The organism is Micromonospora sp. NPDC093277, assembly GCF_044765245.1.
Classification (GTDB): Bacteria; Actinomycetota; Actinomycetes; order Mycobacteriales; family Micromonosporaceae; genus Micromonospora.
On the sequence record NZ_JBIWJO010000008.1, the window covers coordinates 52,884 to 66,392 of the forward strand.

General features: G+C 72.2%; 10 protein-coding genes. 6 read left to right on the forward strand and 4 right to left on the reverse strand.

Going from position 1 to position 13,509, the window contains the following annotated elements; all coding sequences use genetic code 11:
• The first annotated feature begins 90 nt into the window (after positions 1 to 90).
• From ACIRG9_RS19045 to ACIRG9_RS19060, 4 genes are all read left to right on the forward strand, one after another.
• Entirely contained in the window at positions 91 to 1,335 is a 1,245-nt protein-coding gene (locus ACIRG9_RS19045) for a glycosyltransferase (RefSeq protein WP_402857243.1), read from the forward strand.
• Positions 1,336 to 1,344: 9 nt separating this feature from the next.
• Positions 1,345 to 1,905 (forward strand): hypothetical protein, encoded by a 561-nt coding sequence (locus ACIRG9_RS19050; protein ID WP_402857245.1) that lies wholly within the window; start codon positions 1,345 to 1,347, stop codon positions 1,903 to 1,905.
• 27 nt (positions 1,906 to 1,932) lie between these two features.
• Positions 1,933 to 3,342 (forward strand): glycosyltransferase, encoded by a 1,410-nt coding sequence (locus tag ACIRG9_RS19055; protein WP_402857247.1) that lies wholly within the window; start codon positions 1,933 to 1,935, stop codon positions 3,340 to 3,342.
• 68 nt (positions 3,343 to 3,410) lie between these two features.
• Positions 3,411 to 3,998, forward strand: coding sequence for a hypothetical protein (locus ACIRG9_RS19060; RefSeq protein WP_402857249.1), 588 nt, complete (start codon positions 3,411 to 3,413; stop codon positions 3,996 to 3,998).
• A gap of 88 nt (positions 3,999 to 4,086) precedes the next feature.
• On the opposite strand, the gene ACIRG9_RS19065 is transcribed toward ACIRG9_RS19060, so the two are convergent.
• Positions 4,087 to 5,304 (reverse strand): glycosyltransferase family 2 protein, encoded by a 1,218-nt coding sequence (locus tag ACIRG9_RS19065; protein ID WP_402857251.1) that lies wholly within the window; start codon positions 5,302 to 5,304, stop codon positions 4,087 to 4,089.
• Between the two features lie 16 nt (positions 5,305 to 5,320).
• Positions 5,321 to 6,082, reverse strand: a complete 762-nt coding sequence (locus ACIRG9_RS19070; protein ID WP_402857253.1) for a class I SAM-dependent methyltransferase — start codon at positions 6,080 to 6,082, stop codon at positions 5,321 to 5,323.
• A 245-nt stretch (positions 6,083 to 6,327) separates the two neighbouring features.
• Between ACIRG9_RS19070 and ACIRG9_RS19075 the strand changes: the two genes are divergently transcribed.
• A complete protein-coding gene (locus tag ACIRG9_RS19075; RefSeq protein ID WP_402857255.1) occupies positions 6,328 to 8,538 on the forward strand; it encodes an arabinofuranosyltransferase in 2,211 nt (736 codons plus the stop codon).
• A 94-nt stretch (positions 8,539 to 8,632) separates the two neighbouring features.
• Here the strand turns inward: ACIRG9_RS19075 and ACIRG9_RS19080 are convergent, their stop codons facing one another.
• Together ACIRG9_RS19080 and wecB are read right to left on the reverse strand one after the other, a co-directional pair.
• The gene (locus ACIRG9_RS19080; protein ID WP_402857257.1) at positions 8,633 to 10,291 is read right to left on the reverse strand and encodes a glycosyltransferase; all 1,659 of its coding nucleotides are present in this window, start codon (positions 10,289 to 10,291) and stop codon (positions 8,633 to 8,635) included.
• 41 nt (positions 10,292 to 10,332) lie between these two features.
• A complete protein-coding gene (gene wecB, locus ACIRG9_RS19085; RefSeq protein ID WP_402857259.1) occupies positions 10,333 to 11,418 on the reverse strand; it encodes a non-hydrolyzing UDP-N-acetylglucosamine 2-epimerase in 1,086 nt (361 codons plus the stop codon).
• 361 nt (positions 11,419 to 11,779) lie between these two features.
• Here wecB and ACIRG9_RS19090 point away from each other — a divergent pair, with 361 nt between their 5' ends.
• Positions 11,780 to 13,351, forward strand: a complete 1,572-nt coding sequence (locus ACIRG9_RS19090) for a glycosyltransferase family 4 protein (RefSeq protein WP_402857260.1) — start codon at positions 11,780 to 11,782, stop codon at positions 13,349 to 13,351.
• Positions 13,352 to 13,509 lie beyond the last annotated feature (158 nt).

Here is a 13,509-nt window from a genome sequence, read left to right on the forward strand (position 1 = left end):
ACCCCGGCCCCCGGGGTGCGGTGCGGCTACCCGGGCACGCCCGGGTGATAGCTTGGGATACGCCATGACGAGAGCTGGAGGCACAGTCGGGTGGCGGCAGCTGCTGTGAAGAACGTCGCGATCGTTACGCCCTGGTTCCCCACCCGAGAGTTGCCCTTCCGCGGGGCCTTTGTGCGGGCGATGGTCGAGGCCACCGCCCCCGGGTGCGACCTGATGACCGTCTACCACTGCGACGCGTGGGTGGCGAAGCTGTCGAACCGGGGAGACGCCCTGGTCAGCGAGGCCAACCAGGCGCTGTTGCGGCGCACCATGGGACCGGTGCCGACCGTCGGCGGGGCCCAGCTTCTGCACATCCCGGTCCCGATCCCGCGCGGGCGATGGCACGCCGAGATCGCCCACCGGCAGAGCTCCACCCTGCGCACCGCCCTCGGCGGCAAGCCCATCGAGGCACCGATCGTGCACGCCCATGTCGGCCTGCCCGGCGGCTGGGCCGCGCTGCACAACGCCCGGCCCGACGCCAAGGTCTACGTGACCGAGCACGCCACCTTCCTGGACAGCGTCCTCGACAGCGAGCAGGCGCGGGAGATGTACGACGAGGTGCTGACCCGCTGCGCCGGCTTCTACGCCGTCGGCGAGGCGGTGCGCGGCCCGCTGCTGGAGGCGTTCCCCCATCACGCGGACCGGATCGAGTTCATCGCCAACCCGATCAACTTCGAGGTGGCTCGCACCGCGCCGGTCACCGACCTGCGGCGCTGGCTCTACGTCGGCGGCCTGATCGAGCGCAAGGGTGTCGAGCTGCTGCTGGAGGCGTTCGCCACCTGCCGGGCCGATGACCCGAGCCTCACCCTGACCATGGTGGGGACGGGCGACCTGCTGGTCCGGCTGACCGAACGGGCCGACGAGCTGGGGGTCGCCGACGCGGTCACGTTCACCGGCGCGGTTCCGCCGGAGGAGGCGCTGCGGGCGATGCGCGAGCACGATCTGCTGGTACACCCCAGCCGGATGGAGACCTTCGGCGTCACCGTGATCGAGGCGCTCGCCGCCGGCATGCCGGTGCTGGTCACCCGTTGCGGTGGCCCCGAGGAGACCCTCGCCGGGATCGAGGACGCCGCGGGTGAGCTCATCGAGGTCACCGACGACCCGGCCACCATCGTCGAGGGCTACCGCCGGTTGCGGGACCGCTTCCCGCACGGCACCGACGTGGCCCGCGCCCGTGACCGGCTCGCCGCCCGCTACAGCTACCGCTCGGTGGCGGACGCCCATCACGGCATCTGGTTCCCTGACTCCCCACCGTTGGTGCCGGCCGGGTCCGAGCGACTCGCCGGCCGCAAGTGAGGCTGTGACATGCACGTACTTTTCCTCGCCCTGGGCGGCACCCGGAGGCGGGCCGTGATCGAGGAGTCCGCCCAGGTGGTGGCGGACGGGGGCACGGCCGTCGTGCTGGTCGGGAACCCCAGGAGGTGGGAGGAGGAGACCTTCGACCCCGGCGTCGAGGTGATCGAGCTGTCCCGCCTGGAACAGCTGCACCCGGCCAGCACGGTGGAGAAGGTGCTGTTCAATGGCCCGGGCGTGCTGTTGCGGCTGGCCGGCCGGGGACCGTTGCGGCCGTGGGCGACGAAGGCCAGGAGGGCGTACGCGCGCCGGGTCTCGATCCCGGCGCATCGGGCATTCATCCTGCCGGCCGACCGGCCGACCTGGGGGGAGTGGCAGCAGCGGCTCATCTTCCGGCACGTGCTGCTTCAACGCAGGCCCTTCGACCTGCTGGTGGTGAGCGATCTGCCCTCGATGGTCCCCGCCGCCCGCCTGTTGGCCGGCTGTCCGGCCGGCAACCTGCCCGAGCCGCAGGTTTCGTACAGCTATGACACCGTCGCGCCGTTGCGGGTCACCGCGTCCTGTGCCGGCTGAAGCGCAGAGTTGCTAAGGACTGCATACATGAAACCCCCACGTGCGGCGCGGCCGCCGCGCATCCTCTACCTCTCGTTCTACTTCCCCCCGTCGCGCGCCAGCGGCGTCTACCGGGCGCGGGCCACCGCCAACCACCTGGTCGCCAAGGGCTGGGACGTGACGGTGTGCGCCTCGCCGCTGAGCTTCCTGCACGACGTGATCGGTTCGGTGGACGAGGAACTGGCCCGCACGGTCGACCCGCGGATCCGCGTGGAGCGGCCCGCGCTCAACCAGTTCGTCTGGGAGAAGGACCTGCGCAAGTACAGCCGGTTCCGGGCGCGGCTGCCGCTGCTGGCGCACAAGCTGTACCAGTTCGGGCAGCGCCGGGTGTTCCCGGAGCACTACTGGTCGTGGGGGCGGGCCGCGGTCGCCCGCGGGTTGCGGCTGCACACCAAGCAGCGCTTCGACGTCGTGCTGGCCACCGGTAACCCGTTCGCCTCGTTCGCCGCGGCCTGGCTTTTCAACCGGCTCACCGGCGTGCCGTACGTGGTCGACTACCGCGACTCGTGGACCCTCGACCTGTTCAAGGACGAGCTGGCCTTCCCCGAGGGGCACCTCGCGTTCGGCTGGGAGAAGCGGGTGCTGCGCCGGGCCTCCGGCGCGGTCTTCGTCAACGAGGCACTACGCAAATGGCATGCCGACCGCTACCCCGAGGCGGCGGACCGGATGCTGGTCGTGCCGAACGGCTGGGACGCCGACCTGACGCCCCCGGCCGGCGAGCTGGGAGTCGACAAGGAGATCAACTCCCGGCCGCTGCGCTTCGGCTACCTGGGTACGTTGACCAACTCCCAGCCGGTCGAGGAACTGGCCGCGTCGTGGGCCCGGGCCCGGATGCACCCCGAGCTGGCCGACGCCGAGCTCAACATCCACGGTCACCTGGGCTTCTTCCAGACCGGCCGCCGGGAGTTGATGCAGCGGCTCGGGCTCGGTCTCGGCGCCGACGGCGCCGTGGTGCCCCTGGAGGAGGACGGCGACATCGGCATCCGCTACCGCGGCCCGGTCTCCAAGACCGAGGTGGCCTCGGTCTACGAGCAGAACGATGTGCTGGTCTTCCTCGCCGGCGGCGGCCGGTACGTCACCTCCGGCAAGATCTTCGAGTACATGGCCGCCGGCCGGCCGATCGTCTCGGTGCACGCGCCGGGTATCGCCGCCAAGGACGTGCTCGACGGTTATCCGCTCTGGTTCAACGCCGACAGCCTGGACGTGGAGGCGGTGGCCAACTCGATGGTCGAGGCCGGCAAGGCGGCCCGTGACCTGACGCCGGAGCAGCGCGCCGCGGCCAGCGACTACGCCCAGGCCTACACCCGTGACAAGCTGCTCGAGGCGCTGGACCAGCGGCTCTGGGCAATCGCGGGCCGCGAGCGGGTGGCCGTGGACGGGTCGGAGCCGGCGCGGTGAATCTCGAGTCGCAGCCAGTGATGGAGGAGCGGGTACAGGTGCCTGGAGCGGACAACAATCCTCGGGTGATGATCGTCTCGACCGTCTACCGGTTGAACGCGCGCGTCCGCAACTACGTCCGCCGTCTGCTCAACGAGGGCGTCTGGGTGGACCTGGTCTTCCTGGATACCGGCGCGTGGGAGTTGTCCGACGCCGAGAGCTGGGCAGAGGTGCGGGACCATCCCCGGCTGACCCTCCACACCCTCGACGGTGCGGAGCAGCGGCATCCGCTGCGCCGGGTCGAGCGGGTTCTGGTGCACAAGGTGCCACGGGCGGTGCTCCGCCGGACCACCCGGCTGACCAGCCAGGTCAAACCCCTGCGACCGCTGCACACCCCGGCCAAGGCGCTGGAGTCGGGGCACCGGCGGGTCGCCGGCGCCTTCCACACGCGGATCTACATCAGGGCGTACCGACTGGTCCGGCCGACGGTGCTGGCCAAGCTGTTCCGGCAGCGCCTGGCCGGGGTGGACATGTCCACCGTTGACCGCGTCGTGACGGCCGACGTCTACGCGGTGACGCTCGGTTGGCAGCTGGCCCGGCGGTACCCGCACCTGGTCGCCACCACCGCGCTGGACCTCAACGTGAGCAGCTGGAGGCGGGACCGCGACCCCGCCTGAACGTGCGCGACGGGGGAGACACCGCCGGTGTCTCCCCCGTCAGGGCGTCGGTCGACCGACGCCTCGCGTGCCCGTGACGCGGCTCAGCTCAGAGCTCGCCCACCCTGGTCAGCCCGATGATGAAGGACAGCAGCACGGACTGGACGCCGACCACGATCAGACCGACACCGACGATCGGCAGCCGTATCGTCGAGGCCACGTCGAGCTGATCGAAGCTGACCTGCTCCCAGCTCCACAGCGCGTAGCCGAAGCAGGCCACGCCGGCGAGCAGCAGCAGGAGACCTGTACTCACTCCTCGTCGTAGCGCCAGGTCGGCGATGCGTACCTCGATCCGCCGGTCGGCTCTGAGTAGCCCGACGTGGACCGCGTGGGCGTGCGCCACCACGGCGAGGGCGATCGCGTGGATGCCGATGCTGACCGCGGTGGCCGCCGCCAGCATGGTGTGCAGGTCGAAGGCGAGGCCGCCCACCTGGCGGGCGCCGCCGAGCAGCCAGGCCAGCATGGCCCCGCCACCGAAGAGCAGGGCGAAGCCGGGGTAGAGCAGCATCCAGCGCGGGCTCAGCGCGAGCAGGAACCGCAGGTGCCGCCAGCCGTCGCGCCAGGTGCGCAGGTGCGGCGCCCGGCTACGCCCGTCGGGCGCCAGGGTGGTCGGCACCTCCTCGATGGTCAGCCCGGCGAGCGCGGCCCGGGCCACCATCTCGCTGGCGAACTCCATGCCGGAGGTACGCAGCGACAGCGCCAGGATGCGGTCACGCCGGAAGCCACGCATTCCGCAGTGGAAGTCCCCGATGGGTACCCGGAAGAAGGTGCGGCCGAGGAACGACAGCACCGGGTTGCCCAGCCACCGGTGCAGCGGCGGCATCGCACCCTGTTCGATGCCGCCCTTGAACCGGTTGCCCATCACCAGATCGGCCCCCGCGCGCAGGCGCTCCAGGAACGGCCCGAGGTTGTGCAGCGCGTAGCTGTCGTCCGCGTCGGCCATGATGACGAACTCACCCTCGGCGGCGCCGATGCCGGTACGCAGGGCGGCACCGTACCCGCGCTGCTCGGAGTGCACCAGCCGGGCCCCCTCGGCGAGCGCGATCTCCTGCGAGCCGTCGGTGGACCCGTTGTCCGAGACGATCACCTCGCCGACCACGCCGAGTTCTTCCATGCTGCGCAGCGCCTTGCGGATGCAGACCGCCAGCGTCTCCGCCTCGTTGAGGCAGGGCATGACGACGGAGAGCTCGATCTGACCGACGGCGATGCCGGCGCCCGCTCGGGCGGCCGACGCGGAGTCGAGGTGCGTTTCCTGGTCGATGGTCATCGGGACCATTGCTCCCTCAGGGCTGACGGGGGTGTGGTGGGGTGGCCGTCGGGCCGGGGACGTGACCGACGGCGAAGACGGACTGCCCGAAGGGCGCGCGGACCAGACGTTCGAGGGCCCGGGCGGTGGGCACGACGGCGGCGTCCCAGACCCGCAGCAGCGCCCCGTCGCCCGGCGTCATCCTGAGCATGCGGACGCCCAGCAGCCAGGCGAACAGGCCGGGCGCGTTCACGTAGTGGAGCCGGTCGACGCTGAGCCCGGCCTCCTCGTACGCGGCCCGCAGCGACGCCTTGGTGTACCGGCGCAGATGGCCGACCTGGCGGTCGAACTTGGCCATCGCGAACTCGAAGGCCGGCACGAAGGTGATCACAGCGCCGCCCGGCCGGAGCAGCTGGTGTGCCGAGGCGAGTGCCGCGACGTGGTCGTCGATGTGCTCCATGACGTTGAACGAGACCAACGCGGAGTGTTCCCGCTGCGGCGGGGAGAAGAAGTCCACCGGCATGACCTCGACCCGCTCGTCGTCGTCGAAGCGCTCGTGCAGGTGAGCCAGGCGGGTCGGCTCGATATCACCGACGGTGATCGCCGGAACACCCGCGTCCAGCCAGTGCTGGGCGTAGTCACCGAAGCCGCTGCCCACCTCGACCGGGTTGTCGCCGAGGTAGGGCAGGGCCAGGTCGGTCAGCCATCGGTGGTAGTTGACGGCGGCGGTCGCGACCTCCTGGAGGGTCATCGACTGGAGTTCATTGTCCGTCTCGCTGACGGTAGCGAGATCGCCCATGGGAACTGCCTCCTGACAGGGCAGGGAGATTCATGGAATGTGCCGTGCTGGGGGAAATCGGCCTCGCACGCATGGCGTATGCGGCGACAGGCTACCGCAGCCTCGGGATTGCGGCATGCCCGGTGGACGGGGTGTCGCGCCGGCCCTCGCGCAACCGGAGGCGACGCGCGGGCGTGTACCGAGCGGGGCAGAGGAGCCGAGCTTCCTCGGTTAGGCTGGCCCCGATTTCCGGGGGAAGGATGTAGATGACGGCCAGTGTGGACGCCGAGACCTCACCTGAGCAGGGCGGATCATCGCCGACCAGCTCGAAGGGGCCCGAACCGACCGGCGTCGCGGAGCCGCCGTCGGGGCCGGCCGACGCGGAACCCGGGGACGCCACCACCGACGCCACGGTGTCGACCGACGAGTCGTCGGACCCGACCACGTCGACCGTCGGGCACGAGACATCGGGAGCGGCGGACGTCGCCCCGGCCGAGGCGGGCGAGCGCGCCGCCGATGAGATCGCGCCGGTCGCGGTAGGTGCGGCCGGGGTCACGGTGGGTGATGGCAAGCCGGGCGGGGTCGTGCCGGAGACGGCACGCCGGGCCTGGACCGGCCCGGTGTGGCGCGTCCTCAGCAGCGCGTCGCTGTGGGCGGTGCTGGCCTGGGTGGTGGGCTACCCGGTCGGTGCGGTCGTCGTGAAGCTGATCGACGCGAACCCGTTCAACGCGCGTGCCGCGGTGCTGCCGGCGGCCTTCGGCGTGGTCGGTGGAGCGGTGGTGCTCGCCCTGGCGCTGTGGCGCTCGTCGAAGCTGGTCGTCGGGCTGGCCGCGGGCGGGTACGCGGCCTGGGTCGGGACGACGCTGATCGCCTCCTACAACGGCTCGCCGTTCGGCGACTCCGGACTGCGCGGGGACTCCGCCCGGCTCGCCGCGATGGCCACCAAGTTCACCGTGCACTCGACGCCGGTGGACGGCATCGTCTCGTCGGTTCCGTCGGAGTACCCGCCGCTCTTCCCGTACCTGATCAGCCGAGCCGCGCTCTATCTCGACCAGCCGGCCTGGTCGCTGATGGGGTACGCCGAGGCGACCACCCTGTCGCTGGCCGTGCTGGTCGGGTTCCTGCTGTGGCGCGGGGTCGTCCCGGCGCCGGTCGCCCTCGCCCTGGCGGTCCTGCCGACCTGGGTGTTCACCCAGCCGCGCAAGTCGTACGAGATCATCACGCTGGCCATCTTCGTGCCGTGGGTGCTGCGCTCCTTCACCGACCGGTCTCCCCGGGACGGCGGGCTGAGGTTCTGGAGTGCCGGCCTCATCGGTGGGCTGATTCTCCAGGTCTACCAGGGCTATCTGATGTTCGCTCTGGTCGGGCTGATCGGGTTGGTCGGGCTCGTGCTCTGGCGCAGCCGCAACAGACTGCGGTATCTCGCCCACCTGCTCGGGGTCGGGGTCGTCGCCTTCCTGGTGGCGTCCTGGTACCTGGTGCCGTACCTGCGGGCCACCCTCGAGATCGGCGGCGACCGGGTCAACGACTACTTCGTCTCCCCGTCCATCGCCGAGGACCCGCTGGGCGCCTGGTTCCTGCTGAACCCGCTGGCGTCGCCGCTCTACCTGCTCCAGCTGCTCGGTTTGGTCGGCCTGGTCTGGTACGCGCGCAAGACCTGGTGGGCACTGCCGATGCTGTTGCTGATGGTCGGCGCGTACGTCTACCGCTGGGTCTTCGTGCTCGTGTTCATCAAGAACGGGCACACGCTGTACCTGCACTACACCACCCGGCTGATCGGGCTGCTGCTCGTCGCCGGCGCGGTGCTCTCCGCCGCCGAGCTGATTCCGGTGCTCGCCGGGCGGCTGCGGGTGGCCGGCTCGACCCGCCGGCTCGAGGTGGTGTTGGTGTCGTTGCTGATGGTGACGGCGGCGGTGGCCGGCATCGGCACGTGGATGCCGAACCCGCCGGGGCTGAAGACCGTGCGCCGACCGGCCGACGCCGACCTCAACTACAACCTCGCCGTCTACACCCACGCCGAGCCGATGCCGGACGGGTCTAAGGTGCGCTACCCGGCGCCCAGCCCGGTCACCGTGAACTGGTTCCCCGCCGAGCCGGTGCGTAAGTTGGTCGCCGACACGCTCGGCGAGAACGCCCGGCCGGTGACTCTCAGCTACGACGAGCGGATGTTCTCCTACCAGCCGTGGCCGGGCTACATCGCGGTCGAGCGGCTCGCCTCCGGCACCTGGACGCACTGGGACGAGCGGTACGCGGAGCTGGTCCGGCTCACCACCATCACCGATCCGGAGGAGTTCGCCGCGGCCACCGCGAACACCAGGTTCGGTGGGATCGACGTGTTCGTGCTGCGCCGCCGGCCGATGGGCTGGATGTTCGGCGAGGTCAAGTTCTCGTCCAAGCAGTTCGACCTGAAGTACTGGAAGGTGGACGACACCCTGGCCAACGGCACGGTGGTGGTGGTCCGCAAGCCCACCAGCTGAACGCGGCGCGGATCGCCCGCGCCGCGCCTGCCTGGCGGCGCGGGCGACCGGCGTCTCGTTCGCCGGATCGCCCGCGTACGCCGGCGGGCCGAGATCAGCGGGCCGTGCCCAGAAGCAACTCGTCGAAGCCGCGCCGGGTGACGGTCCAGTCCCAGGTGGCCAGGGCGTGCGCGGAGGCAGCCGCCCCGGCCGCGCGCCACGCCGACTCGGTCGCCGTGGCGCGCAGGATGTGCTCCGCCGCCTCCTTCGGTGAGCCGACCACCCAGGCGTCGTCGAAGACGTCCCGGGCACCCCGCGCGAAGAACGGCCAGTCCCGGACCACCGGTACCGCGCCGCTGGCCGCGCCCTCGACCAGGGCGCAGTGGAAGCTCTCCCGGACCGAGCTGCTGAGGATGACGCCCACCTCGGTCAACGCGGCCGGCACGTCGTCGCAGTGCCCGACCTGCTCGACCGCCGGTCCGAGCGTGGCGAGCTCGGCATCGAGCGACTCCCGGTAACGGGCGGCGGCGGGGCTGGCCGACGGGCTGATCGGCCCGCCGATCAGGCGCAGCCGGTAGCGCGGGTCGACGGCCCGCAACTCGCGCAGCACGTCCAGCGCCCAGCGCGGGTCCTTCGCCACCACGCCGACACCGACCAGCGCCAGGGTGAACCGCGCGTCGGCCGGCTTCGGCCGCACGAACCGGCTCAGGTCCATCGCGTTGGTGAGAACGTGGGTGCGGGGCGGGGCCGGTCCGGACAGCGCCGGGATCACCGAGCGGGCCAGGTCACGCAGGTGGGTCGAGACGAAGACCAGGTCGTCGACCCGGCCGAAGTTGACCAGGTGCGGCCAGATGCTGAACAGCTCGAAGCTGTGCAACCGGACGATGATCCGGGTGGTGCCAGGGTCGACCATGGTGAACAGCACCGCGGTGGAGACGCACCAGTCCACGAAGACGGTGTCCGCCCAGTCCAGGTGCGGGCGTAGCCACCGTTCGACCTCGGTGCCGTACTCCGTCCGGCCGGTGAGCAGCTGCTCGATCATCCGGCTGGTCTGCCCGTTCATCGGCCGCCGCTGCGGATCGGCGGCCACGTCGAGGAAGCGCACCTCGACATCGGGCATTCCGGCGTACCGCTCCCGGATCTCCCGCAGGAAGTTGTCGTTGGCGCAGGTCGCGAAGAGCAGCCGCAGTGGCCGCCCGGTCGGCATGGGCGCGGCCGGCGTCCGCCGGCCGGCGGCGGTGAGCGCGTGCGCGGTGGTGCTCTGCCGCAGCGGCGACAGGAAGCCCTCCGGGTCGTCGGCCAGCGGCGAGGTGAGCCGGTCGAAATGCAGCACCCGGTGGAAGCCGAGGGGCAGCGTGCGGGCGAGCTGGCGGGCCGTCTGGCCGCTGTGCCCCTCCTGGTGCAGGCTGTCCGCCACGGCGAACCCGGCCCGCCAGGCCTCGGCGAGTCGGGTCGGCGCGAGGCCGGCGTCGAGCTCGGCCCGGGTGAGCGCCTGCAACAGCCGGGCGTTGAGCGTCGGCGAACCGATCCGGCCACCCACCGAGGAGACGGAGTCGGCGGCGCTGGCCGCCCGGCCCGCGCCGATCAGCCCAGCGTGCACCTGCTCCGCGAGGCGGACCCGCAGACCGTCCGGCAGGCCCGGCGCGGTCAGTGCCCGGCGCCAGAACTGCTCGCCCGCCGAGGTGCCCAGGACGTGCGGGGAGGTGGCCCGGGCCAGGGCGCCCCGGGCCACGTTCCCGGCCACCCGGCGGGGTGACGAGGAGCCGCTGGCCATGCGCTGCCTCCCGATCCTCTGGTCGCGGCGGCCGGTGCCGGTCAGGCGGCGCGCTCGGCGAGCACCTGCACGACCCGCTCGGCGGCGTGGCCGTCGCCGTACGGGGTGCCGCGCTCGGTCCCGGGGGCGGGTCGGGTGGCGGTGGTCGCCCACTGCGCGCCCAGCGCGGCCGGGTCCGGCACGAGGACGTTCCAACCGCCCTCGATGGTCTCCACCCACTCGGTCTCGGGCCGCAGCGTGGTGCACGGCCGGCCCAGCAGGTAGGCCTCCTTCTGCAGCCCGCCCGAGTCGGTGATCACGCCGTGCGAACCCAGCACAGCGGCGACCAGGCCGGCGTACGGCAGCGGTCGACCGACCCGGATCCCGCCCTGCGCCAGCTTGATCCCCTGCTCCTCGGCGCGGGCGAGCAGTCGGGGGTGGGCCAGCAGGGCGACCGGCAGGTCGAGCCCGGCCAGCGCCTGGACGAGGCCGGCGAGGCGCTCCGGGTCGTCCGTGTTGTCCGGGCGGTGCAGCGTCGACACCAGGTACGGCCCGTTCGGGTCGATCCCCTCCGGCAGGGCCGGGGCCGGGTGTTCGCCGCGCCGCACGGCATCGCGGATGCGCAGGCAGACGTCCACCATCACGTCGCCGACGAGGGCGGTCCGCTCGGCCAGGCCCTCGGTGGTGAGGTGGCGCACCGCCTCCTCGGTGGGTGCCAGCAGCAGGTCGGCGGCGTGGTCGGTGAGTACCCGGTTGTGCTCCTCCGGCATCCGCCGATTGAACGAGCGCAGGCCGGCCTCCAGGTGGGCCACCGGGATGTGCTGCTTCACCGCGGACACCGCGCCGGCGAGCGTGGAGTTGGTGTCGCCGTAGACCAGCACCCAGTCGGGCTGCTCGGCGGCGAAGACTGGGTCGAGGGCGGCGAGGATCCGTCCGGTCTGCACGCCGTGCGTGCCCGAGCCGACGCCCAGGTGCACGTCGGGGTCGGGGATGCCGAGTCCCGAGAAGAAGACGTCGGAGAGGTCGGCGTCGTAGTGCTGACCGGTGTGCACGATGACGTGCTGGTGCGGGGTGCCGGCGAACGCCGCGGCGATCGGGGCGAGCTTCACCAGTTGCGGGCGGGCACCGACGACACTGACAACCTTCACGAGCTTCTTCTCCTGCGCGTACGGCGACAAGGGTGACGGACCGGACTGTTCCGCCCGGAAAAGGCCGCCTGTTCCGGCGCTCCGCCGGACGGCCCGGCGCTGGACACGATACGTCACCGGCCCGCGAATCGGTCCGGAGGCGGCGCGGGGCGCGTTGGCCGAGCGTGACCTCCACCACGATTTTCCGGCCCCGGGGCCCACGACCAGCACAGACGTGCGGAGCGATACGGCGGCCGGGCGTTCGGTCCGGTTGACGTAGACTCGCCGACGTTTACGGGCAGGCGTGCGCGGAGAGCGGAGATCGGGCGGGATGGATTCTGACGGCGCGGCCGGGAGCCGACCCGGCCGGGGACGGGTTGTCATGCTCGTGGACAACGGCGTCAACGGCGACTCCCGCGTACAGAAGGCGGCGCGTTCGGCGGCCGACGCCGGCTGGGAAGTGATCCTGCTCGGTCGGTCGCCCGGCGGCCCGCCGCGGTCGTGGCAGCTCGGCCGGGCCGAGGTGCGGCTGCTGGCGATGCCCGATCCGCTGGCCCGCCGCCGGCACGAGTTCCGCCGCGCCTGGCTGCGCTGGCCGCTGGCATACCCGCCCAACGGGATCGCCCCGCACCGGGCCCAGGCGGTCAAGGCCTGGCAGGCCGACCTCGCGCTGCGGGCCGCCCAGCTCAAGCTCGCCGGCCCCGCCACCGCCGGCCTGGCCCTGCGCCGGCGGGCACTGCGCGCCGAGCAACTGGCCGCGCAGGTGACCCGCAAGTGGGTCTCGTTCCGCTACTGGCAGCTCACCCGGGCGCGCACCGGGCGGAAGTTCCGCAACCCATGGGACCGGGCGTACACGCTGTTCTGGCAGCAGGTCAAGGGCGACGGCGCGTGGCGCCGGCTGGAGCCCGGCCTGTGGGACTACGAGCTGGCCTACGGCCCGGTGATCGACGAGCTGCGCCCGGACCTGATCCACGCCAACGACTTCCGGATGCTCGGGGTCGGCGCCCGCGCCAAGGTCCGCGCCGCGGCCGCCGGGCGGGAGATCAAGCTGGTCTGGGACGCGCACGAGTTCCTGCCCGGACTCAAGCCCTGGCAGGACAACGCCCGCTGGTTGCCCGCACACATGGCGCACGAGCGGGAGTACGCCCCGTACGCCGACGCGGTGATGACCGTCTCGGACGCCCTCGCCGAGCTGCTCCAGCGCCAGCACGGGCTGGCCGAGGTGCCCGACGTGGTGCTCAACGCCCCGGCCGCCGACCACGGCGAACCGGTGCCGGACGCGCCCGCGCCCGACCTGCGCGCGCTCTGCGGGATCGGCCCCGACGTGCCGCTGCTGGTCTACAGCGGTGCCGCCGCCCGGCAGCGCGGCCTGGACATCATGGTCGACGCCCTGCCGCAGCTGCCCGGCGTGCACGTCGCGCTGGTGGTCAACAAGCCGGACGGCCCGTACGTGAGGGGGGTCCTGGCCCGCGCCGCGAAGCTCGGGGTCGCCGACCGGGTGCACGCGCTGCCGTATGTGGCGCACTGGCAGGTGGTGCCGTTCCTGTCGGCGGCGACCGCCGGGGTGATCCCGATCCACCACTGGCCGAACCACGAGATTGCGCTGATCACCAAGTTCTTCGAGTACTCGCACGCCCGGCTGCCGCTGGTGGTCAGCGACGTGAAGACGATGGCCGGCACCGTGCGGTCCACCGGCCAGGGTGAGGTGTTCCGCGCCGAGGACGTCGCTGACTACGTGCGGGCGGTGCATGCCGTCCTCGCCGACCCGGCCCGCTACCGGGCCGCCTACGACCGCCCCGGCCTGCTGGCGAACTGGACCTGGGAGGCCCAGGCCGAGGTGCTCGACGCTGTGTACGCCCGGCTGCTGCCGGACCGGCCGTCGGCCGTTCCCGCCCCGCGCGCCGCCGATCCCGTGCCCGCCGATGTGCGACCGCCGGTGGGAGCCGGCACCTGATGGACCCCACCCCTGTCGACGACGCTCCGACAGCAGAACCGACGCAACACGTCCATGCCTGAGTCCTGTCCGCCGCCAAGTCGCCTGTCCTTTGCCCGACCTGATCTCCGGTGACGTAGGGTTCGCCAGGCGGGAAACCGGACGCAGGGTAGCAGCCC